The organism is Mesorhizobium sp. P160927, from assembly GCF_057766385.1.
Genome location: NZ_JBYMDW010000001.1, coordinates 5841746 through 5865179, shown reverse-complemented (window position 1 = coordinate 5865179; position 23434 = coordinate 5841746). Strand labels below are relative to the sequence as shown.

Sequence of the window (23434 nt, the reverse complement as noted above, 5' to 3'; positions counted from 1 at the left end):
CATGGTTTTGTTCCTCCCTTTCAACGACCAAGCACTGGAGTGCCAAAGGAAATGGCCGGAAATTTCTCGTTCGATCAGTTGAAGAAAGCGGTCTCAAGCGGCGAGATCGACACGGTGCTGGCATGCATTGTCGACATGCAGGGCCGATTGGCGGGAAAGCGGTTCCTGGCGCAATACTTCGTCGATTCCGCGCATGACGAGACGCATGGCTGCAACTACCTGCTGGCGGCCGACATCGATATGGAGCCGGTGCCGGGCTACAAGGCGGCAAGCTGGTCGAAGGGCTATGGCGACTTCGTCATGAAGCCGGACCTGGCGACGCTGCGGCGCATTCCCTGGCTGGAAAAGACGGCGCTCGTCATTTGCGACGTGCTTGACCACCACACCCACGACGACCTGCCGCATTCGCCGCGCGCCATCCTGAAGAAGCAGGTCAAGCGGCTGAGCGAGCGGGGCTATATCGGCTATTTCGCTTCCGAGCTCGAATTCTACCTGTTCAACGAGACCTACGATTCCGCCCGCAAGAAGCATTGGCAGGGGCTCGATACAGCCTCGCCCTATATCGGCGACTACCAGATCGGCATCACCACCAAGGAAGAAGGCGTCATGCGCCGGCTTCGCAACGAAATGGAAGCCGCCGGCATTCCGATCGAGAACTCCAAAGGGGAGTGGGGTCCGGGCCAGGAAGAGATCAATGTGCGCTACGCAGAAGCGCTCGACATGGCCGACCGCCACGTCATCCTGAAAAACGGCGCAAAGGAGATTGCCGAGTCCGAAGGCAAGGCGATTTCCTTCATGTCCAAGTATAATTACGGTCTCGCCGGCAATTCCAGCCACATCCATAATTCGCTGTGGAGCGCGGACGGCAAGACGCCCCTGTTCTTCGACAGACAAGCCGACTGGACCTTGTCGACCCTTGGCCAGCAATGGGCGGCCGGGCAGTTGAAATACGCCAAGGAATTCACCTGGTTCCTGGCGCCCTACGTCAATTCCTACAAGCGCTTCCAAGCCGGCACTTTCGCGCCGACCAAGATCATGTGGAGCGAAGACAACCGCACCGCCGGCTTCCGCCTGTGCGGCGAGGGCACCAAGGGCATCCGCATGGAATGCCGCATCGGCGGCGCCGACCTCAACCCTTATCTCGCCTTCGCGGCGCTGATCGCGGCCGGCCTCGCCGGTATCGACGAGAAGCTGGAATTGCAGAAGCCTTTCGTCGGCGACGCTTACCAGGCTTCTCGTTTGCCGGAGATTCCAAAGACGCTGCGCGATGCGACCGAGACGCTGGCGAAGTCGAAGATGCTGAAACAGGCGCTCGGCGAGGATGTGCTCGAACATTATGTGCACACCGCGAAGTGGGAGCAGTTCGAATACGATCGGCGTATCACGGATTGGGAACTGCACAGGGGTTTCGAGCGGTACTAGGCTGACGCCGCCCCTCACCCTTACCCTCTCCCGTGAAGAAAGGTGTGAGGAGCAGCGTCAAGCCATGTGATTTCGATTGTACAGAAGTGCGAGGACTTAAACGATGACCGAAACGGTCAAACTAAAATCCCCTATCGACGGCTCGATCTATGCCGAGCGGCCGGTCGCTACCGACCAGGCGATCAACGCCGCGGTCGAGCTCGCCAGGGCGGCGCAGGAGAAGTGGGCGCGGACGCCGATCGTCGAGCGCGGCAAGTACATGCTGGCGATGCTGGAAGCACTGGTCGCGATATCAGACGAGATCGTGCCGGAGATCGCCTGGCAGATGGGGCGTCCCGTTCGTTATGGCGGCGAGTTCGGCGGCGTCAAGGAGCGTACCAACCATATGGTCGAGATCGCGGAAGCGGCGCTCAAGTCCGTGCCGGCCTCCAACCCGAAGGACGGCTTCCGGCGCTATGTGAAGAAGGATCCACTTGGGGTGGTCATGGTGATCGCGCCATGGAACTATCCCTATCTGACAGCGGTCAACACCATCGTGCCGGCGCTGATGGCCGGCAACGCCGTCATCCTCAAACATGCCGCGCAAACGTTGCTGGTCGGCGAGCGCTTCCAACAGGCGTTCGACAAGGCTGGCCTGCCAAAGGGCGTGTTCCAGAATGTCGTGCTCAACCATGCACAGACCGAAAAACTGCTGGGTTCCGGCAAGATCGACCATGTCAATTTCACCGGATCGGTCGCTGGCGGCCGTGCTATCGAAAAGGCGGCGGCAGGCACCTTCATGACGCTTGGGCTCGAACTTGGTGGCAAGGATCCGGCCTATGTGCTGCCCGACGCCAAGATGGACCATGCCGTGGCCAATCTGGTCGACGGCGCCTTCTTCAATTCCGGCCAGTGCTGCTGTGGCATCGAACGCGTCTATGTGCACGAGAAGGTCTATGACGAGTTCGTCGAAGGCTTCATCGCCGAGACCAGGAATTATGTCGTCGGCAATCCGCTGGAGCAGGCGACGACGATGGGACCGATGGCGCAGGCGCGCTTTGCCGATCTGATCCGCGAGCAGAAGGCCGAAGCGCTGCGTAAGGGCGCCAAGGCGCACATCGACATGAAGCTGGCTAACGACAAGACCGGCTCGCCCTATCTGGCGCCGGAGGTGCTGACGCAAGTCGACCACCAGATGAGCGTCATGCGTGAGGAAAGCTTTGGCCCGATCGTCGGCATCATGAAGGTGCGCAACGATGAAGAGGCGATCGCTTTGATGAACGACAGCCCCTACGGGCTGACGGCCTCGATCTGGACGCGCGACACCGAGCATGCGGTGGCGATCGGCGACCGCGTCGAGACCGGCACGGTGTTCATGAACCGCTGCGACTATCTTGATCCGGCGCTGGTCTGGACCGGCGTCAAGGACACCGGCAAGGGCGTTGCCCTGTCGGCACTGGGCTATGACAATTTGACCCGGCCGAAATCATTCCATCTGCGTGAAGCCATCTAATTTTCGAAAGACAAAAATGTCCAAGCTCATCTCCAAATGGAACTACCCCACCACTGTTCGTTTCGGCACCGGGCGCATCAAGGAACTGCCGGAGGTGCTCGCGGCCACCGGCATCAAGCGGCCGCTTTTCGTCACCGATCCGGGATTGGCGAAACTGCCGGTCGTCGCCTCGACGCTCAGGATTCTCGACGAGGCCAAGGTGCCCTATGGCGTCTTCTCCGAGGTGAAGCCGAACCCGGTCGAGTCCAACCTCACCGCCGGCATCGCGGTGTTCAAGAAGGGCAAGCATGACGGCGTCATCGCCTTCGGCGGCGGCTCGGCGCTCGACCTCGGCAAGCTGATCGCCTTCCAGGCCGGCCAAGTCAGGCCGGTCTGGGACTTCGAGGATGTCGGCGACTGGTGGACGCGCGCCAACTCCGACGCCATCGCGCCGATCATCGCGGTGCCGACCACCGCCGGCACCGGCTCGGAGGTCGGCCGCGCCGGTGTCATCACCAACGAGGAGACGCATACCAAGAAGGTCATCTTCCATCCGAAGTTGTTGCCCGCGATCGTCATCGCGGATCCGGAGCTGTCGGTCGGCATGCCTTCCTTCATCACCGCCGGCACCGGCATGGACGCGCTTGCCCATTGCCTCGAAGCCTATTGCGCGCCGGGCTATCATCCGATGGCCGACGGCATTGCCGTCGAAGGCATACGCCTAGTGTTCGAGAACCTGCCGAAGGCCTATGCCAATGGCAAGGACCTCGTCGCCCGCGCCCATATGATGAGCGCGGCCGCCATGGGCGCCGCGGCGTTCCAGAAGGGGCTGGGTGCGATCCACTCGCTGTCGCATCCGATCGGCGCGCTCTACGACACCCATCATGGCATGACCAATGCCGTGTTCATGCCTTATGTGCTGGCCTTCAATCGCGACTCCATCGAGGAGCGTATTGCCCGGCTCGCCGCCTATTGCGGCATCAAGGGCGGTTTCGACGGCTTCGCCAAGGCCGTTATCAAGCTGCGCAAGGAGTTGAAGGTGCCGCACGCGCTGCCGGGCCTGATCAAGGGGCTCGACATGGACAAGAAGCGCAAAGGGCTGATCGCCGACATGGCGGTGGTCGATCCGACGGCCGGCGGCAACCCGGTCAAGCTGACCAAGAAGGCGGCGCTGACACTGCTCGAAAACGCCATCGCCGGGGCGGTCTGAGGCCGGTTCCGGGGTGCGGAAGTTGATCGGGAAACGAGGGGAAAGGAGAGGGGAAGGGGCGATATAGGGGCGGATTAATGATTAGCCGGAAAATTAAGTGATGGCTAATTGCTACAGTCCGTTAAAAAGAGTTAACTTTTCACGCTGCGAGGCGCCGGTTTCACAAAGCTTTCATCTGGCTGTCACACGAAAACGATACCGCATCGCAGACGTCCAACGGCGTCAGTTCAATGGAGAGAACACATGTTCAAATTCACGGGGAAAATGCTTTCCCTTTCGGCCGCGACCCTGATGGTGTCGTCGGTGATTTCGTCCGCCGCTTCGATGGACGATCTCATCAAGGCCGCCAAGGCCGAAGGCCAGCTCACCACGATCGCCTTGCCGCATGACTGGTGCGGCTACGGCGACGTCATCGCCGGCTTCAAGGCGAAGTATCCGGAAATCACCGTCAACGAACTCAACCCCGACGCCGGCTCCGGCGATGAAGTCGAGGCGATCAAGGCCAACAAGGACAACAAGGGTCCGCAGGCTCCTGATGTCATCGACGTCGGCCTGTCCTTCGGCCCGACCGCCAAGGCCGATGGCCTGTTGATGCCATACAAGGTGTCCACCTGGGACTCGATCCCGGACAGCGCCAAGGATGCCGATGGCGCCTGGTACGGCGACTATTATGGCGTGCTCTCGTTCATGGTGAACAAGGACCTGATCAAGGAGTCGCCGAAGGACTGGGCCGATCTCCTCAAGCCCGAATTCGCCAACGCGGTCGCCGTTGCCGGCGATCCGCGCGCTTCGAACCAGGCCATCCAGGCCGTCTACGCCGCGGGCCTTTCCGGTGGCGCGGCTGCTGGTGAGGCCGCTGGCACCGCTGGCCTCGACTTCTTCAAGAAGCTCAACGCCGCCGGCAATTTCGTGCCGGTCGTCGGCAAGCCGGCAACGCTTGCCCAGGGCCAGACCCCGATCCTGATCAACTGGGATTACAACGCGCTCGCCGGTCGCGACACGCTGAAGGGCAACCCGCCCGTCGACGTCATCGTGCCGAAGACCGGCGTTGTCGCCGGTGTTTATGTGCAGGCGATCAGCGCCTTCGCGCCGCATCCGAATGCAGCCAAGCTGTGGATGGAATATCTCTATTCCGACGAAGGCCAGGTCGGCTGGCTGAAGGGCTATTGCCACCCGATCCGTTTCAACGATCTTGCCAAGAACGGCAAGATCCCCGCGGACGTTCTGGCCAAGCTGCCGCCAGCGGAGTCCTACGCGTCGGCCGCCTTCCCGACGCTCGACGAGCAGGGCAAGGCGAAGGAGACCATCAGCAAGAACTGGGACGCCGTTGTCGGCGCCAACGTCAAGTAACGCTTGAAATCCACCGGGCGGCCGCGAGGCCGCCCGGTTTCCCCTCGAAGACGGTAGCCGGCGCATGACCGATCTTACGCTCTCAAATCAGTCCGTTACCACCAAGCCCGCGCCGCCGAACGAGGCGACCACTTTCCGCTTTCCGATGCAGTGGATTGGCGTGGCGCCTTTCTTCATCTTCGTCCTGATGTTCCTGATCCTGCCGACGATCTATCTCGTCCTGGGCGCTTTCCAGAATGGCGACGGTCAGCTGACGCTGGATAATATCCTGCAGCTGATCAGCGATCCCTCGATCAGCGCTTCCTATTGGGTTTCGATCAAGATCAGTTTCTGGTCGGCCGTCATCGGTGCCTTCGCCGGGCTCGCGATTGCCATCGCCATCGTGCGCGGCGGGCTTCCCAACTGGACCCGCTCGGCGACCCTGACTTTTTCGGGTGTCGCCTCGAATTTCGCCGGCTTGCCGCTGGCCTTCGCCTTCCTGGCTACCCTCGGCCGCGTCGGCATCGTCACAACGCTTCTGCGTGACGTTCTCAATGTGAACATCTACGCGATGGGCTTCAATTTCCTCACGACATCGGGCCTGATCGCGGTCTATCTGTTCTTCCAGATTCCGCTGATGGTGGTCATCATCGTGCCGGCCATCGACGGTTTGAAGAAGGAATGGGGCGAGGCCGCCGCCACGCTCGGGGCCACCCAGTCGCAGTATTGGCGCATGGTGGTCATTCCGGTGATATGGCCGAGCTTCCTTGGCACCGTCATCCTGTTGTTCGCCAATTCCTTCGGCGCCATCGCCACGGCTTACGCGTTTGCCGGCCCGGCACTCAACATCGTTCCCATCAAGCTCTATTCGCAGATCAATGGCGACGTGCTGCACAACCCGCAGCTCGGCTATGCCATCGCCTTCGGCATGATCGTCATCACGGGCTTGGCCAACGTCTTCTACATCTGGTTCCGGACCCGGTCCGAAAGGTGGCTCAAATGAAGTCGGGCAAATTCTGGGCCTGGGTCGTCTTCATTGTCGGCGCGGCCTATTTCTTCATTCCGCTGATGGCGACTGTCGAGTTCTCGTTGCGCATGCGCCGCGGCGTCCATTCCTTCGACGCCTACCAGATCGTGCTGGGCGACGCTCGCTTCCAGTCGACCTTCCTGTATTCGGTGGTAGCGGCCGTCTTCACCATCATTCTCGGCGTGCTGATCGTGGTGCCGGCGGCCTACTGGATCCGGCTGCGCCTGCCGCGGCTCAGGCCGATCGTCGAATTCATCACGCTGTTGCCGCTGGTCATTCCAGCCATCGTCATCGTCTTCGGCTATATCCGGATGTACGGCTCGAATTCCCCGCTGCCGTTCCTGGGCAGCAATATGGGAGCGAATGCCCTCCTGGTGATCGGCTATGCGACGCTGGCTCTGCCTTACATGTATCGCGCCGTCGATACCGGGCTGCGCACCATCGATGTGCGGACATTGACCGAAGCAGCGCAGATCCTGGGGGCCGGCTGGGGCACGATCATTGGCCGGGTGATCCTGCCCAATGTCCTGATCGCCGTGCTGTCGGGCGCCTTCCTGACCTTTGCCATCGTCATCGGCGAGTTCACCATGGCGAGCCTCCTCAACCGTCCGGCCTTCGGCCCTTATCTGCAAAACGTCGGCGCCAACCGCGCCTATGAACCGGCAGCCCTTGCCATCATCGCCTTCGCCATTACCTGGGGCTGCATGTCGCTCATCCAGATCCTGTCCCGCTTCGCGCCGAAATCGGCGAACCGCCCGAACTGACCTGAGAGAAAAAGCCATGGCCGAGCCATTCCTGTCGATCCAGCATGTGCGAAAGTCCTACGGGTCCAACACCGTGGTGCAGGATTTCAGCCTCGACGTCGAGCCGGGCGAGTTCGTCTCGTTCCTGGGGCCATCCGGCTGCGGTAAGACGACGGTGCTGCGCATGGTCGCCGGCTTCGAGGAACCATCGGCCGGCAAGATCGTGGTCGCCGGCAAGGACATCACGCGGCTGAAGCCTAACCAGCGCAATGTCGGCATGGTGTTCCAGGCCTACGCGCTGTTCCCGAACCTGACCGTGGCGCAGAACATCGCTTTCGGACTGAAGGTTGCCGGCATGAACAAGGCCGATGCCGACAGGCGCGTCGCCGAGATGCTCGACATGATCAGGCTGCCGCAGATGGCGGACCGCTATCCCTACCAGCTCTCCGGCGGCCAGCAGCAGCGCATCGCACTGGCGCGCGCGATCGCGCCGAAGCCGAAGCTCCTGCTGCTCGACGAGCCGCTGTCGGCGCTGGACGCCAAGGTGCGCGTGTCCCTGCGCGAAGAAATCCGCTCGATCCAGAAGAAGCTCGGCATCACCACAATCTTCGTCACCCATGACCAGGAAGAGGCGCTGTCGATCTCCGACCGCATCGCTGTGATGTATGGCGGCAAGGCCGAGCAGGTCGCGACGCCGTTCGAGATCTACAACCGGCCGGCGACCAAGTTCGTCGCCAATTTCGTCGGCACGCTGAACGTGCTCGAAGGCAAGGTCACCGACGCCGCCTCCGGCAAGGTGCAAGTCAACACGCAGGAAGTCTCGCTCAAAGGCAAGCTCAACGGCTCGAAGTCCGGCGACACGCTGTCTCTGGCGCTGCGGCCCGAGGCGATTTCGCTCGGCCGCCAGCCCGGCCGCGACTCCAGCCTGGCCGGAGAGATTTCCGAAGTGCACTTCCTCGGCTCGGTTATCCGGGTCCGTGTCGGCATCGGCGGCAACACGGTGTCGCTCGACACGTTCAACAACTCCGCCACCCCGCCGCCCGCGGTCGGAGAGAAGGCCGAGATTTCGTTCTCATCGAGCGATATGCTGGTGCTGCACTAGGTAGAGTCCGCTGTCGGAAGGCGCTCCCAAACGTGCGCGCCCCAGCCATCGGGATTTCTCATGCTGTCGGCAGCAACACGGCCCGCGCCAGAGGTGTCCCTGTTGTTTCACGACCATGACTTTGGCACTGCCAATCGCCTCGTTCGGCGGCTACGATAGAGCATGGCTCTTTTCGAACTGACGCTTATCCTCCTGTTGATTGCAGTCGCGCTGACGGCGCTGTCGCGGCGGCTGCAAGTTCCCTATCCGTCGTTGCTGGCGCTGGCGGGCGCGGGCATCGCCTTCCTGCCCGGCATGCCCACCATCGAAATCGACCCGGAACTGGCGCTGGCCTTGTTCATCGCCCCCGTGCTGCTCGACGCCGCCTATGACACCTCGTTGCGCGACCTCAATCGCAACCGGCTGCCGCTCGCGCTGTTGGCCTTGGGGGCGGTCGTTTTCACCACCGCAGCGGTTGCGCTGCTCGGCTGGAAGATGGCAGGCCTGCCGATTGCAGCAGCTGTCGCCCTTGGCGCCATCGTAGCGCCGCCCGATGCCGTCGCGGCGTCGGCCGTGCTCGGACAGTTCAAGGTGCCGCATCGCATCACCACCATCCTGCAAGGCGAGAGCCTGCTCAACGATGCAACCGCGCTGCTGATCTACCGTATCGCTGTCGCCGCCGCACTCGGTCCGTTCCTGCTGAGCAGCGCCGCGCCCATGGTCGCCTTGTCGACCGTTGGAAGCCTGGTGGCCGGCTATGTACTCGGCCGGCTGTCGCTCGCCACGCTGAGCCGCATCGAGGACGCCGCCAGCGGCACCGTTGTGCAGTTCGCCGGCACGTTCGGTGTCTGGATTCTGGCGGACAGGTTGGGTCTCTCGGCGATCATCACAATCGTCGTCTACGCCATGACCATCGCGCAGACCGCGCCGCGCCGAATGTCAGCGAGAAAGCGTGTCAGTTCCTATTCGGTCTGGGAGACGGCGGTGTTCGTGCTCAACGTGCTGGCCTTCGTGCTGATGGGTCTGCAGGCGCGGTCGATCGTCGGACGGCTCGCCGGTACGGGAGAGCTCGACGCGTTCATCTTTGCCGCGGCAGTGCTGGCGGTCGTCATCGTTTCGCGCCTGATCTGGGTGCTGGGCTGCGGTGCAATCATCAGGTGGTTTGCCCGCTTTGGCGGCGCCGAGCACCAGCCGGATACGCCGTCCTTTCGCGGCGGCGTGCTCATCGGCTGGTGCGGCATGCGCGGACTGGTAACGCTTGCGGCGGCATTCGCCTTGCCGGTCGAATTTCCTGCTCGCGATCCGATCGTGCTCGCCGCCTTCACGGTCGTGCTCGGCACCCTGGTGCTGCAAGGAATGAGCCTGAAGCCGCTGCTGCGCATCCTGAAACTGGATCCCGACGAAACGGTCGACCGGGAGGTCGCGAAGGCGCGCGTCGTGGTGATGCAGGCTGCTCTCGATGTATTGAGCGGCAAGACCTCGAGCGCCGCAGCCGCTGTGCGCGAGCAATATGCCGCCCAGCGCAAGGTCGCCAAAAATCCCGAGGACGCCCAGGCCGCGACCGAATATGACAGGCTGCGTCTCTATGCCATCAAAAGCCAGCGCGATGCCCTGGAGGAACTGCGCCGCGACGGCACCATCGGCGACGAAGCCTATCACCGTCTGGAGGAAGAGATCGACTGGACGGAGCTTGCGGCATCGCCGGCAGGGCGCTTCCAGCCGCTGACCACCGACTAGCAGATACCGCGTCTCGACCGCTGCTCTGCTGGCCCAAGCCCCATCCGTCCTCCTGCACATTGCAAGCGATCAGCCGAACCGCTACTGCCAACATCGAAAAGTGAGCCGGATAAGCAATGAAGCTGGTCAGCTACAACATCCAGTACGGATTCGGCAGCGACGGACGCTACGATCTTTCGCGTGCGGCACGCCTTGTCGCCGGCGCCGACATCATCGCCTTGCAGGAGGTCGAGCGGCACTGGCAGCGCAGCGATTTCGATGACCAGCCGGAGCTGCTCTCCCAATTGCTGCCTGGCTATCACTGGGTCTACGGCCCAGCCTTCGACATGGATGCCAGCGAGCTGCGTGACGGCCGCCTGGTCAGTCGCCGCCGGCAGTTCGGCACCATGGTCATGTCGAAGCTGCCGATCGTCTGGTCGCGACTGCACGCGCTGCCGATGCGCCGCACACTGCGGCCGCTCAACACCCGCAACGCCGCGCTCGAATGCATGATCCGCACGCCGGCGGGGCCGGTCAGGGTGCTGTCGCTGCATCTCGCGCACATCGCGGCGGAAGAGCGGCTGGAGCAGATTGATTATCTCATGACCGAGCACCGCCGGGCACCATCGGAAGGCGGACCGTGGAGCGGCGCGGACGACGAACCTTCGCGTAACTGGACACATGGGGAAGTCGAGCCGGAAAATCCGCTGGCGACGATCTGGATGGGCGATTTCAACATGGAATCCGGCAGCGCCGAATATCGCCGAATTGTCGGCGGTACGCCCTATCATCGGGGTGCTGCCTATCTCGACGGCTTCGTCGATGCCGCTTCCGTCGCCAGCGAGCCGGTGGCGGATTTCCATACGCATGAGAAGATCATCGACGGCAGGCTGGCAAAGCGCCGGCTTGACCATTGCTTCGTCGGCGGCATGCTGGCCGGGCGTGTGCGTTCGGTTGGATCAGACATCGGCGAGGTGGCTTCCGACCACTTCCCGGTCCGGGTCGACATCGATCTCGAGACGCCCTTCGGCTGGGGAGGTCGATGAGCTCCCTATGACGCTTTTCGTCTTCTTCGCGGTGCTTGCCGCGGCCGCCATGCACGCGATCTGGAACGCCCTGGTCAAGGTGCATCTCGACCGCTTCCTGTCGATCACGCTGATGACGCTCGGCATGGGCACTGCTGCCCTCGTCGTGCTGCCCTTCGTCGAGGTGCCGAAGGCGGAGGTCTGGCCCTACATCATCGCTTCGGTGATCTTCCACATGGGCTATCGCACCTTCCTGATCGGAGCCTACCAAGCCGGCGATTTCGCCCAGACCTACCCGCTGGCGCGTGGCACGGCACCCCTGCTGGCCGCGATTGGCGGCATGTTCGTCGTCGCCGAAGTGCCGGCGCCGCTTGCCATCCTTGGCATCCTGCTTTTGTCGGCCGGCACGCTGGTGATGTCGTTTCGCGGTGGCGCGCATCTGGAGAAGCTGAACCTGCGCGCCGTCGGCTATGCGCTGGGCACGTCGATCTTCATCGCCAGCTACACGCTGTCCGACGGCAGCGGCGCGCGGCTGGCGGCAACGGCGCAGAGCTATGCCGCCTGGCTGTTCATCTGCGATGCATTTGGGGCGCTGGTGCTGTGCCTCGTTTTCCGAGGGCCCAAGGCGCTTCCCGTTCTGGCGCGCGACTGGAAGACGGGACTGTTCACCGGTGTGCTTTCCGGCGCCGCCTACTGGATCGTCATGTGGGCGATGACCAAGGCGCCGATCGCCTCGGTGGCGTCGCTGCGCGAGACTTCGATCCTGTTTGCCATGATGATCTCGGTCTACGCCCTCGGCGAGAAGATGACAGGCTGGCGCGGCGCCGCCGCGCTCAGCATTGTCGCGGGCGTCATCGCGCTGAGGATGGGTTGACCTCTCAGCCGAGCACCGTCATTACCTGGCCGCGCCGCTCCGGACTGAAGCGGATGACGACGATGATGCAGACGGCGACCACGCCGGCAAAAAGCGCCAGCGCATAGCCATAGCTGCCGCCGGGGGCTTCGGCGATCCCGGCCTGATATGGACCGCCATAGGAAGCGGCGAGATTGCCAGCTTGATAGATGAAGCCGGGCAAGGTAGCGCGCACCGCACCGGGAGAAAGCTCGTTGAGGTGCACGGGGATGACACCCCAAGCGCCCTGCACCGCGACCTGCATGATGAAGGCGCCGATGGCCAGCATGAACGGCGTGGAACTGTAGGCCCATAGCGGGATTGCCGGCAGGGCGATGATGCAGGCCAGGGTGATGGCGTTGACACGGCCGATCTTCTCGGACAGCGCGCCGAATGCCAGGCCGCCGACGATGGCGCCGATGTTGGCAACGATGGTGATCCAGCTCACCGTATGCGGATCAAAGCCATGTTGCTTCTTCAAAAAAGTCGGGTAGAGATCCTGTGTGCCATGGCTGAAGAAGTTGAAGAACATCATCAGCACGACAGCATAGAGCGCGACGCCCCAGTGCTTCTGTAAGGTCTCCAGCATTCCCGGTCGAGCGGTTTTCTGTGCCTCGACGAAGGCAGGAGATTCCGGCACATGCGAGCGGATGAACAGGACGATCAGCGCCGGGACGAAGGAGAGCAGGAACATGGCGCGCCAGCCGATCGTGTAGCCGCCGATCGTCTGTTGGTAGAGCAGGCCGTAGACCACCGCCGCCAGCAGGTAGCCGGCCGGATAACCGCATTGCAGGATGCCCGAGACAATGCCGCGGGCGCTCGGCGGGACGGATTCCATGGCAAGCGAGCTGCCAAGGCCCCATTCGCCGCCCATGGCGATGCCGAACAAGGCCCGCAGCGCCAGGAAGATGCCGAGATTGGGTGAGAAGGCGGCGAGCGCGCCGATCACCGAATAGCTGACGATGTTGAGCATGAGAATGGGCTTGCGCCCGTATTTGTCGGCTAGCATGCCAAAGAAGAACGCGCCGATGAAGCGCGTGGCCAAGGTCAGGAACAGTGCCTTTGATACTGCCGGGACATCCGTCTGGAATTCAGTCGCAATATCGGTGAGCAGGAATGTCAGAAGGAAGAAATCAAAAGCATCGAGCGTCCAGCCCAGGAATGAGGCCAGGACGGTTTTCTTCTGCTCGGTAGTGAGGTTCAAGGCGTCCTCCTTTGCATCCCCCAAAGGAACGATATGTCGCCCTGTCGGCAAAAGAGAACAGAGATCAGCCGGCTTTCGGAAGGCCGGCGGTCACTTTTTCGTAAGATCGAGATCGAAGACCATCAATCCCTCCGTGCCGCCTTCGAGGGCCGCGACCAGCCGGGCGCCGGCACGCTGATGCGCCTCATGCACGAGGTAGCGTCGCGGGCGGCGGCATCACGGAAATCAATGGTGAAGCCATGGCTGAAACCTCGCGCGAAAGGCTCTGGGCTGACATTGGTGCTGAACCGGACGGTGCCCATGCCGTTGATGACGGAGCGAAGCGCCTCGAGATCGGCGTGAATGGCCTTGCGCTCATCGACGCCGATGTCGTTGCGGAACCTGACAAAGACACAGTGCCTGATCATTTTCTGCTCCTATGCCACGCGGTTGCCGGAAAACACCGCCGGTGGCAGCGGCTCGCGGCCGAGGATCAGGTCGGCACCCTTTTCGCCGACCATGATCGTCGGCGCATTGGTGTTGGAGGAAGGCACGCGCGGCATGACAGACGCATCGCAGACGCGCAGCCCCTCGATGCCGCGCAGTCTGAGGTCCGGCGCCACCACCGCCATGTCGTCATTGCCCATGCGGCAGGTGCCGACGGGATGGTGGTCGGTCTTGGACGTGCGGCAGGCATAGTCGATCAGCTCATCGTCGCTGGCGAGCGACGGACCGGGCAGCACCTCGCGCAGCACGTAAGGGGCAAGCGCCTTCTGCCGCATGATCTCGCGCGCCAGCCGCAGGCCCTTGAGCGACATGTCGCGGTCATAGGGATCGGACCAGTAGTTGGGGTCGATCAGCGGATGGTCGGTGGGATCAGCGCTTTTCAGCCGCACCGTGCCGCGCGAGCGCGGGCGCAGGAAGGCCGAGTTCAAGGTGACGCCCGGGTTTTTCAGCTTCTCGACGCCAGCCTCGATGCCGGAGCCAAGACCCAGATGAAACTGGATATCGGGCGAGGCGGCGGTCGGGTCGGCGTACCAGAAGCCGCCGGTCTCGAACAGGCTGGAAGCCACCGGTCCCTTCTTCAGCAGCAGATATTGCAGGCCAGCCCAGGCTGTGCGGTGCAGCTTGGCATAATTGTCGTAGGTATGGTCGCCGGTGCATTCGGCGATGACGAACAGGTCGAGATGGTCCTGCATGTTGGAGCCGACGCCGGGCAGGTCGTGTACCGGCGTGACGCCGACCGATTTCAGGTGGTCGGCCGGGCCGATGCCCGACTGCATCAAAAGCTTAGGCGAACCGATGGCGCCGGACGAGACGATCACCTCGCGGTCGGCGCGCAGGATTTTTGTCTCGCCGCCCGGCCTGTCGACCACCTCGACGCCGATGGCGCGGACGTTCTCGACGACGATGCGGGTGACCAGTACGTCGGTCCGGACGGTGAGGTTCTTGCGAGCGCGGATCGGCCTGAGATAGGCGACCGAGGCGGAGGAGCGCCGGGCATCCTTCTGGGTCAGCTGATAGTAGCCGACGCCTTCTTGGGCAGCGCCGTTGAAATCCGGATTGAAGGGAATGCCCATCGCCTGGCCAGCGCGGAAATAGGCCTCACAGATCGGCAGCGGCGAAATCGGGTTCGACACGCCGAGCGGGCCCTCGTCGCCGTGGAAATCGTTGGCGTAGCGCTGGTTGTTCTCGGCCCGTTTGAAATAGGGCAGCACGTCGCGGTAGCCCCAACCGGCCAGCCCTTCCTCTTTCTCCCAGGCGTCGTAGTCGCGGGCATTGCCGCGCGTGTAGATCTGGGCGTTGATGGAGGAGCCGCCACCAACCACCTTGGCCTGCGTGTACCAGAAGACGCGGTCGTTCATGTTCCTCTGCGGCACCGTCGACCAGCCCCAGGAGGCGATGCCCTTGGTCATCTTGGCGAAGCCCGCAGGCATATGGATATAGGGGTGCCAATCCTTGCCGCCGGCTTCGAGCAGCAGCACGGAATTGGAGTGATCCTCGCTCAGCCGGTTGGCCAGCACGCAGCCGGCCGGGCCGGCGCCCACGATGATATAGTCGGTCATTGTCTCATCCGTTCATAGCCGGGGCACGGAGAGCGCGCCGTCGACATTGATGATCGAGCCGGTCGAAAAGCCCAGTCTCCCGGCAGCGAGCGCGGCCACCATGGCGCCGATGTCGGACGCTTCGCCCCAGCGTTTCGCCGGCACCAGGCCGCTGTCTATCAAAGCGTCATATTTGGCGGTCACGCCCGCCGTCATGTCGGTGCGGATAATGCCCGGCCGCAGCTCGAACACGCCGATGTTTTCCGGGGCGAGCCTGAGCGCCAGATTCTTCACCCACATCGAAAGCCCTGCCTTCGAGATGCAATATTCGGAGCGTTCCGGCGAGGCCATCTCGGCGCTGACCGAGGTGATGGTGATGATCGATTTTGGATGATCGCTGCGCTGGCGGAGCATCGCCCTGGCGACCGCCTGGCTGAGGAATACGGTGCCTCGCAGGTTGACGCCAAGCGCGCGGTCGAAATTGTCGGGTTTGAGGTCGAGCAGATCGCCACGCACGACGGCGCCGATGCCGGCATTGTTGACCAGGCAATCGACGCGGCCGAGGTCGCGCATGGCGGTTTCGACCAAGGCGGCGTGGCTAGAAAGATCGGCGATGTCGCAACTGACATAGGCAAATTTCGCGCCGCGCGCGGTTATGTCAGCGGCGAGCTCGCCTGCGGCTGTTTCGGCAAGGTCGGCCACGAGAATGTCGAAGCCGGCGTCGGCCAGCGCTTCGGCGCAGGCAAGGCCGATGCCGCGCGCGCCGCCGGTGACGATGGCCGCCGGGCGGGTCATGCGGCGAGGTCCGCTTTGCGGATGTGTTCGGCGACACGCAGCGCCTGCGCCGCGATCGACAGCGCAGGGTTCACGGCGGCCGAATTCGGCAGAAAACTGGCGTCGACGACGAACAGGTTCTTATGCTCGAAGGCGCGACAGAACGGATCGAGCGGCGACGTCGCCGGATGATCGCCCATTTTCACCGTGCCGCACTGGTGCGAGGGCGTGCGTTTGTCGAAAGGGCGCGACAGCACCAGGGGATAACCGCAGGCGCGAAAATTCTCGCGCATCACCTTGGTCAGCCCGTCGAGCGACTGCATGTTGGAGCGCCGCCATTGCATGACGATGTCCTTACCGTCGACCATGATGCGGCTTTCGGGGTCGGGCAGGTCCTCGCACATCAGATACCAGTCGACCGCATGGCCGGCCATGAAATCGAGCACGAATTTCGGCACCCGTTTCACATTGGCCTTTAGCATGTTGCCGTCGATCTTGCCGAGAAGCTGGACATTGCCGAGCGGTTTGCCGCCCTTGCCGCCCGTGAGATAGTAGTCGTTCAGCATCAGCGTCTTCTGGTAGACGGCATCGTTCCTGCGGCGCGGATCGATCGCCAGCATGGCGCTCGAATTGTGGTTCATGAAATTGCGACCCACCTGGTCGGAGCGGTTGGCGAGGCCTTTGCCATCGGGAGAAGGCGAGCGCAGCAGGATGACCGCTGAATTGACCGCGCCGGCCGACAGGATGACCAGTTTTGGCGACAGCTTCTTCAGCTCGCCGTTCTGGCGGTAATGAACCGCCGATATGGTTTTGCCGTCCGGAGCAGTCTCGAGATATTCGACATAGGCGCCGGTTTCGAGCTTGATGTTCGGATCGTTCAGTGCCGCCGCCAGCGGTGCGGTCTGGGCGTCCATCTTTCCCTGACCAGTATTGGGGAAGGCGTCCCAGCCAGTCCTGCCCTCCTTCAGCCAGGTGTCGATGTCGACGCCGAGCGGCAGCGAGGCCGGATGCAGGCCCAGCCGCTTGAGCTCGGCGCGGGCACGGGCGATCGGTGCCTCGTCGGGCACAGGCTTATAGGCATAAGGGACCGAGTGGAACGGCTCGGTCGGATCCTCGCCGAGCGTGCCGCGGACGCGGAAAAGCTGCTCTGCCCTGGAATACCAAGGCTCGAATTCATCATAGGAAAACGGCCAGGCCGGCGAGACGCCGCCGAAGTGCTCCATGGCGGAGAAATCCTCTTTGCGGTAGCGGATCAGCACCGCGCCGAAGAATTTCGAATTGCCGCCGACATAGTAGTAATTGCCCGGGTTGAATGCAGCGCCACCGGCCTCGCGCCACATCTCCTTCGGCCGGTAGTGGCCGTCAACGAAGATCGAGCGCGTGTCGCGCGCATGCGGGGTCGCCGGCAAGGGTTCGCCGCGCTCCAGCATCAAGATGGAAGCGCCGCTGCCGGCCAGGCCGGCGGCGATCGTGGCGCCGCCGATGCCGGAGCCGATGATGACGATATCCGGGGTTGTCATTGTCTAGGGGTCTTTGTTCTGATGCATGTCATTGCCCCAAAACCGGACCCACTTTTGGGCGACACGCATTAGCGAATACGGCTCTCGGTCGCTGGATCGAAGAACACCGCCTTGGTCAGGTTGAAGGCGAGCGGCGTGTTGGTACCGGGCTGGATGTTGGCATCGGCGCGTAGCCGCGCAACCACGCCCTTGCCGCCGAGATTGGTGACGGCGAAGGTGTCGGAACCAGCCGGCTCCACCACCTCGATATGGCAATCGGCAGTGGCGATTTGCGAGGCGTTGCGCTCCGCGCCTTCCGGATCGGTGAGCGCCTCCGGACGAACGCCGAAGATGACCGGCTTGCCCTTGAACGCCGACAATCCGGCAGGGGCGTTGGCCATCGGCAAGGTGATCGGCTGGCGTGCCTCGCGATCGAGCACGACGGCGAGGTCGCCGCCATTGCCGTCGATGGTCGCCGGGATCAGGTTCATCGCCGGCGAACCCATGAAGTCGGCGACGAAGACATTGCTGGGGTTGTTGTAGATCTCGGCCGGCGTACCGAATTGCTGCACCTCGCCGTCGCGCATGACGGCGATCTTGGTCGCCAGCGTCATCGCCTCGATCTGGTCGTGGGTGACATAGACGATCGTCGTGCCCGTGGTGGCGTGCAGGCGCTTGATCTCGATGCGCATGTCGACGCGCAGCTTGGCGTCGAGATTGGAAAGCGGCTCGTCGAACAGGAACAGCTTGGGGTCGCGCACCAGCGCCCGGCCCATGGCGACGCGCTGGCGCTGGCCGCCCGACAGCTGGCTCGGCTTGCGGTTCAGCAGATGGCCGATCTGAAGCACCTTCGCCACCTTGTCGATCGCCTTCTGGCGCTCGTCGGCCGGCACGCCGCGCATCTCCATGCCGAAGGAGATGTTCCCGGCGACCGTCATGTTCGGGTAGAGCGCGTAGCTCTGGAACACCATGGCGATGTCGCGCTTGGATGGGTGCAGATCGGTGATGGTGCGGCCGTCGACGCGGATATCGCCAGAGGTGATCGTCTCCAGTCCGGCAATGGTATTGAGCAAAGTGGACTTGCCGCAGCCGGAAGGGCCGACCAGCACCAGGAAGCCGCCCTTTTCCAGCTCGAGATTGATCCCCTTCAGGATCTCGACCTGGCCGAAACGCTTCCTCAGACCATCAATTTCCAGAAAAGCCATTGGGTTATCCTTTGACCGCGCCCGCCATCAGGCCACGCACGAAATAGCGGCCTGCGAGCACGTAGACGAGGAGGGTGGGCAGGGCCGCGATCATCGCGGCCGCCATGTTGACGTTGTATTCGACGACGCCGGTCGAGGTGTTGACGACGTTGTTGAGCGCCACCGTCATCGGCATGGCGTCCCCGGTGCCGGCATAGGCGGAGGCGAACAGGAAGTCGTTCCAGATGTTCGTGAATTGATAGATGACGGTGACGACGAAGATCGGCATCGAGTTCGGCAGCATGATGCGCCGAAAGATCTGGAAGAAGGAGGCGCCGTCGACCTGCGCGGCCTTGACCAGTTCGGTCGGGAACGCCTCATAATAATTGCGGAAGAACAGCGTGGTGAAGCCGATGCCGTAGACGACGTGGACGAACACCAGGTTCACCGTCGGGTTGCCGAGGCCGAAGCTGGTTCCGACCGTGTTCTGCAGCGTCACGCCGAACCGTCCGAGGCTGCCCAGGATCGTCGCCATCGGCAGCAATACCGATTGGAACGGGATGAAGCAGGCAAATAGCATCAGCCCGAACACCAGGGTCGCGCCGCGGAAACGCCATTTGGTCAGCACGTAGCCATTGAGCGCGCCCAACATGGTCGAGATAAGCACGGCCGGAACCACCATCTTGATGGAGTTCCAGAAATAACCCTTGATGCCGGCGCAGGTGAGGCCGACGCAGGTCTCGCCCCAGGCCTTGAACCAGGGGTCGAAGGTCGGCGCCTTTGGCAGCGCCAGCATGTTGCCGTTCTGGATATCGTCCATGGTCTTGAACGAGGTCACCAGCATGACGAATAGCGGCATCAGGTAGAACAGCGCGAACAGCGCGAGAAGCCCGTAGATCACGATGCGGTTGACGATCTTGACGTTCATGCCGCCGCTGGCCTGGCGGACGGGAGGGGTCACGGCGCTCATCGCGACTTCTCCCTAAGTTCCGAATAGAGATAGGGCACGATGATGGCGACGATGGTCATCAGCATGATCACGGCGCTGGCCGAGCCGACGGCCATTTCGTTGCGCTTGAAGGTGTATTCATACATGAAGTTGGACGGCAGCCAGGCCGAGCCGCCGGGGCCGCCGCTGGTCAGTGCCACGACTAGGTCGTAGGATTTGATGGCAAGGTGCGCGAGCACGATGAAGGCCGACAGGAAGATCGGCCGCAACAGCGGAATGACGATGCGGCGATAGAGCTGGAAGGTGGTGGCGCCGTCGATCTGCGCCGCCTTCATGATCTCCCCGTCAATGCCGCGCAGGCCGGCCAGGAACATCGCCATGATGAAGCCGGAGGCCTGCCAGACGCCGGCGATGACCACGGTATAGATGACGAAATCCTTGTTCTTGATCCAGTCGAAATGGAAGCTCGTCCAACCCCATTGATGCAGCGTCTGTTCGAGACCGAGGCCGGGGTCGAGGAACCATTTCCAGGCAACGCCGGTGACGATGAAGGAGAGCGCCATCGGGTAGAGGTAGATGGGACGCAAAACCCCTTCGCCGCGAATCTTCTGGTCGAGCAGGATGGCCAGGAACAGGCCGAGCGCCAGGCAGATCAAAATGTAGAGAAAGCCGAAAATTCCCATGTTGGTGATCGACGTGTACCAACTCGATGGCGGGTCGGTGTCGAAGGTCCAGCCCCACAACCGCTGATAGGCGCGCGCGCCCGTAATGGCATAGGAGGGGAAGGTCTTGGAGTTGGTGAAGGACAGGTAGATCGTCCACAGGATGAAGCCGTAGACGAAGACGATGGTGATGGCGAAGCTCGGCGCCAGCACGATCTTGGGCAAGGCATCCTGCAGGCGCGAGCGCACAGAGGTGCGCGACCGCTCCGGTGTCAGCTTGATCTGGGTTGTCGCTACACTGCTCATGGGGTTCCTCCCGTCGGCGTCCGGCCGATCGGCCTCACGGACCGGAAACCTTCCCCGCCGGAGCGGGGAAGGTGTTTTGTGGCCGGCGCTTACTTGGCGTCGTCGATCGCCTTGACCAGTTCGGTCACGGCCTCGTCCGAGGTCTTGATCTGACCGTGGACAAACTTCGAGACGACGTCCTTATAGGCATTGGCGACAGCCGGAGGCGCGCCATAGCCCTGGGCCAGCGAGCCGAACAGGGTGCCGCCTTCGTTGGCCTTCTTCAGGTCGGCGATACCCTTCTTGCCGCAAGCGTCGAAGTCGGTGTCAGGCACGTCGGTGCGGGCCGGAACCGAACCCTTGACGACGTTGAAGGCCGACTGAAAGCTCTTCGACAAGGTGGCGGTGGCCAGAGCGACCTGGGCGGCCTTGCGGTCGTCCGGAACGTTGAACATGCCGAACATGTCCGAGTTGTAGATCACCGAACCGTCGGTGCCCGGGAAGCGGTAGCAGAGGAAGTCCGTGCCCGGCGTCTTTTTGGCGGCGTGGAACTCGCCCTTGGCCCAGTCGCCCATGACCTGCACCAGCGCATCGCCCTTGATGACCATGGCGGTGGCGAGGTTCCAGTCGCGGCCAGAGAAGTTCGGGTCGACATAGGTGACGAGCTTGGCGAGATTGTCGAACGACTTCTTCATCGTGTCGGACTTGAGCGACGCATCGTCGAGGTCGTTCATTGCCTTCTTGTAGAACTCAGGTCCGCCGGTCGACAGCACGACGGAATCGAACATGGTCGCTTCCTGCCAGTTCTGGCCACCAAGCGCGAGCGGGGTGACCCCGGCCGCCTTGGCCTTGTCGAGCAGGGCGATAAAATCGTCGAAGGTCTTCGGCTCGGTGCCGCCGATCTTGTCCATCACCGCCTTGTTGATCCAAAGCCAGTTGACGGAGTGGACGTTGACCGGAGCGGCAACCCACTTGCCCTCATAGACGGAGAATTTCTGCAGGGCGGCCGGAACCGACTTGTCCCAACCTTCCTTCTTCGCCGTCTCCGTGAGGTCGCCCATGACGCCAGCAGCGGCATAGTCGAGCACAGTGTAGCCGAGCATCTGCGAGGCGGTCGGATAGTTGCCGGCCGCGACCATCGCCTTCAGCGCGGTCATGGCGGCATCGCCGCCGCCGCCGGCCACGGGAACGTCCTTCCAGGCATAGCCTTCCTTGGCCAGATCGCCCTTGAGCACGTTGAGAGCAGCCGCTTCGCCACCCGACGTCCACCAATGCAGCATCTGCACTTCCTTGACGTCCTCGGCATGGGCCGCGAAAGCCAGGCCCGAAGCGAGCGCCGTTCCGATAAGCAGTTTGCGCAACATGTACTTCCTCCCTTGTTGCATTACACGACCGGCGGCAGCCCACCGGGTTCTTCCCAACTCAGCCGACCCACCAACCGGTGCGCTGGCCGCGATGAAACTGGATTGTCTTTTCCTCGGTATAGTCCTCGACAGCGCGCTTGCCGAGTTCGCGGCCCAGGCCCGACTGCTTGTAGCCCCCGAACGGCAGTTCTGGATAACCTTCCATGAACGTGTTCACCCAGACCGTCCCCGAACGCACGCCCCGCGCCACCGACATGCAGGTGTCGATGCTGGCGCTCCACACACCCGCCGACAGACCATAGGGCGTGTTGTTGGCGATACGCAACGCCTTTTCAATCGATTCAAAAGTCAGCACCGAGAGCACCGGCCCGAACACTTCCTCGCGCGCGACAGTCATGTTTTCGGTGACGTTGCGTAAGATCGTCGGATCGAGATATTGGCCGGCATTGGAAGGGAGTTGCGCGCCGCCACTGTAGATGCTGCCGCCCTCACTCGCGGCGGCCGCGACGTAACCCGTTACCTTGGCCAGATGGTCGGACGAAATCATCGCGCCGACCTTGGTTAGGTCGTCGAGCGGATCGCCCACGGTTACCCTGGCGGTCAATGCCTTCACGGCGGCCAGGAAGTCGTCGGCGATCGCCTCATGCACGATCAGCCGGCTGCCGGCATTGCAGCACTCGCCGGCGTTGAAGAAGCCGCCGAATACCGCGGCATCGGCAGCTGCCTCGAGATCGGCATCGGGGAAGACGATCTGACCGTTCTTGCCGCCGAGTTCCATCGAAACCTTCTTCAGGGAATTTGAGGCCGCGGCCATGGTCATCTTGCCGACACGGGTGGAACCGGTGAACGAAACCATCTCGACCAGGGGATGGCTGACCATCGGCGCGCCGACATCGGCGCCGAGACCGGCGAGGATATTGACGACGCCAGCGGGAACGCCGGCTTCCAAGAGGATATTGCCAAGCACGAAGGTCGAGGCAGACGTCATCTCGCTTGGCTTGACCACGGCCGTGCAGCCGGCAGCGAGCGCGAAAGGCAGTTTCTGGCTGACGATGAGGAACGGGAAATTCCACGGCGTGATGATCGAGACGACGCCGATCGGCTCGCGCAGCACGACGCCCAGCATGGCATCGCCGAGATTGGCGTAGCTTTCGCCGTGCAACGTTCGGGCAAGCGAGGCGGCATAGCGCCAGATGTCGACGGCGCCGCCGATCTCGCCGCGCGCTTGGGCGATCGGCTTGCCGGATTCCAGCGCATCGAGCCGGGCGATGTCTTCCAGCCGGATCTCGATCAGGTCGGCGGCCTTGAGCAGGATCGCTGCGCGTTCGGACGCTTTCATGCGCGGCCAGGGGCCGGTTTCGAAGGCCCTGTGCGCCGCCTGCACCGCTGCTTCCACTTCGGCGGCACCCGCCTGGGCATAGTGTGAAACCATGAAGCCGTGGCCGGGGCTCTTGCGTTCCAGCACGCGGCCATCGCGGGCATCGACATGCTTGCCGTCGATCAGAAGCTTGTATGCTTTAGGGGCCACGGAGGCCTCGGCAGGCATGGAAATCCTCAGAGGTGCATTCATATG

General features: G+C 62.8%; 20 protein-coding genes. 10 read left to right on the top strand and 10 right to left on the bottom strand.

Annotated elements, in window-relative coordinates:
* Nucleotides 1-51: 51 nt before the first annotated feature.
* From AC3CB8_RS28660 to AC3CB8_RS28615, 10 genes are all read left to right on the top strand, one after another.
* The gene (locus AC3CB8_RS28660) at nucleotides 52-1422 is read left to right on the top strand and encodes a glutamine synthetase family protein (protein ID WP_023770538.1); all 1371 of its coding nucleotides are present in this window, start codon (nucleotides 52-54) and stop codon (nucleotides 1420-1422) included.
* Nucleotides 1423-1525: 103 nt separating this feature from the next.
* Nucleotides 1526-2914 carry an aldehyde dehydrogenase family protein gene (locus AC3CB8_RS28655; RefSeq protein WP_352563693.1) on the top strand — a complete coding sequence of 463 codons (1389 nt, stop codon included), beginning with the start codon at nucleotides 1526-1528 and terminating at the stop codon, nucleotides 2912-2914.
* Between the two features lie 16 nt (nucleotides 2915-2930).
* Nucleotides 2931-4103 carry an iron-containing alcohol dehydrogenase gene (locus AC3CB8_RS28650; RefSeq protein WP_352563694.1) on the top strand — a complete coding sequence of 391 codons (1173 nt, stop codon included), beginning with the start codon at nucleotides 2931-2933 and terminating at the stop codon, nucleotides 4101-4103.
* Nucleotides 4104-4346: 243 nt separating this feature from the next.
* Nucleotides 4347-5453: an ABC transporter substrate-binding protein gene (locus tag AC3CB8_RS28645; RefSeq protein WP_023770535.1), complete on the top strand. Its 1107-nt coding sequence runs from the start codon at nucleotides 4347-4349 to the stop codon at nucleotides 5451-5453.
* A 64-nt stretch (nucleotides 5454-5517) separates the two neighbouring features.
* The gene (locus AC3CB8_RS28640) at nucleotides 5518-6435 is read left to right on the top strand and encodes an ABC transporter permease (RefSeq protein ID WP_023770534.1); all 918 of its coding nucleotides are present in this window, start codon (nucleotides 5518-5520) and stop codon (nucleotides 6433-6435) included.
* Nucleotides 6432-7223 carry an ABC transporter permease gene (locus AC3CB8_RS28635; RefSeq protein WP_023770533.1) on the top strand — a complete coding sequence of 264 codons (792 nt, stop codon included), beginning with the start codon at nucleotides 6432-6434 and terminating at the stop codon, nucleotides 7221-7223. The genes AC3CB8_RS28640 and AC3CB8_RS28635 overlap by 4 nt, the downstream gene beginning before the upstream one ends.
* A 16-nt stretch (nucleotides 7224-7239) precedes the next feature.
* Nucleotides 7240-8304: an ABC transporter ATP-binding protein gene (locus tag AC3CB8_RS28630; RefSeq protein WP_352563695.1), complete on the top strand. Its 1065-nt coding sequence runs from the start codon at nucleotides 7240-7242 to the stop codon at nucleotides 8302-8304.
* A gap of 162 nt (nucleotides 8305-8466) precedes the next feature.
* Complete coding sequence (locus AC3CB8_RS28625; RefSeq protein ID WP_023770531.1) at nucleotides 8467-10020, top strand: cation:proton antiporter; 1554 nt, start codon at nucleotides 8467-8469, stop codon at nucleotides 10018-10020.
* Nucleotides 10021-10136: 116 nt separating this feature from the next.
* On the top strand, nucleotides 10137-11045 hold the full coding sequence (locus tag AC3CB8_RS28620; RefSeq protein ID WP_352563696.1) for an endonuclease/exonuclease/phosphatase family protein: 909 nt from the start codon (nucleotides 10137-10139) through the stop codon (nucleotides 11043-11045).
* 7 nt (nucleotides 11046-11052) lie between these two features.
* Nucleotides 11053-11898 carry an EamA family transporter gene (locus AC3CB8_RS28615; RefSeq protein WP_023770528.1) on the top strand — a complete coding sequence of 282 codons (846 nt, stop codon included), beginning with the start codon at nucleotides 11053-11055 and terminating at the stop codon, nucleotides 11896-11898.
* A gap of 4 nt (nucleotides 11899-11902) precedes the next feature.
* Here AC3CB8_RS28615 and AC3CB8_RS28610 read toward each other — a convergent pair whose 3' ends face one another.
* The 10 genes from AC3CB8_RS28610 to AC3CB8_RS28565 form a co-directional block, all read right to left on the bottom strand.
* Nucleotides 11903-13120: an MFS transporter gene (locus AC3CB8_RS28610; protein WP_023770527.1), complete on the bottom strand. Its 1218-nt coding sequence runs from the start codon at nucleotides 13118-13120 to the stop codon at nucleotides 11903-11905.
* Between the two features lie 122 nt (nucleotides 13121-13242).
* Nucleotides 13243-13527 carry a Dabb family protein gene (locus AC3CB8_RS28605; protein ID WP_352563697.1) on the bottom strand — a complete coding sequence of 95 codons (285 nt, stop codon included), beginning with the start codon at nucleotides 13525-13527 and terminating at the stop codon, nucleotides 13243-13245.
* Nucleotides 13528-13536: 9 nt separating this feature from the next.
* A complete protein-coding gene (locus AC3CB8_RS28600; protein WP_352546755.1) occupies nucleotides 13537-15165 on the bottom strand; it encodes a GMC family oxidoreductase in 1629 nt (542 codons plus the stop codon).
* 12 nt (nucleotides 15166-15177) lie between these two features.
* Nucleotides 15178-15939, bottom strand: a complete 762-nt coding sequence (locus AC3CB8_RS28595; protein WP_023781263.1) for a 3-ketoacyl-ACP reductase — start codon at nucleotides 15937-15939, stop codon at nucleotides 15178-15180.
* Nucleotides 15936-17438, bottom strand: a complete 1503-nt coding sequence (locus AC3CB8_RS28590) for an FAD-dependent oxidoreductase (RefSeq protein WP_352563698.1) — start codon at nucleotides 17436-17438, stop codon at nucleotides 15936-15938. The genes AC3CB8_RS28595 and AC3CB8_RS28590 overlap by 4 nt, the downstream gene beginning before the upstream one ends.
* Nucleotides 17439-17506: 68 nt before the next feature.
* On the bottom strand, nucleotides 17507-18622 hold the full coding sequence (locus AC3CB8_RS28585; RefSeq protein ID WP_023781265.1) for an ABC transporter ATP-binding protein: 1116 nt from the start codon (nucleotides 18620-18622) through the stop codon (nucleotides 17507-17509).
* Nucleotides 18623-18626: 4 nt separating this feature from the next.
* Entirely contained in the window at nucleotides 18627-19571 is a 945-nt protein-coding gene (locus AC3CB8_RS28580) for a carbohydrate ABC transporter permease (RefSeq protein WP_352563699.1), read from the bottom strand.
* Nucleotides 19568-20518, bottom strand: a complete 951-nt coding sequence (locus AC3CB8_RS28575) for a carbohydrate ABC transporter permease (RefSeq protein ID WP_015315823.1) — start codon at nucleotides 20516-20518, stop codon at nucleotides 19568-19570. The genes AC3CB8_RS28580 and AC3CB8_RS28575 overlap by 4 nt, the downstream gene beginning before the upstream one ends.
* Nucleotides 20519-20607: 89 nt before the next feature.
* Nucleotides 20608-21861, bottom strand: a complete 1254-nt coding sequence (locus AC3CB8_RS28570) for an ABC transporter substrate-binding protein (RefSeq protein ID WP_352546757.1) — start codon at nucleotides 21859-21861, stop codon at nucleotides 20608-20610.
* Between the two features lie 58 nt (nucleotides 21862-21919).
* Nucleotides 21920-23431, bottom strand: a complete 1512-nt coding sequence (locus AC3CB8_RS28565; RefSeq protein ID WP_023770520.1) for an aldehyde dehydrogenase family protein — start codon at nucleotides 23429-23431, stop codon at nucleotides 21920-21922.
* Between the last annotated feature and the right edge of the window lie 3 nt (nucleotides 23432-23434).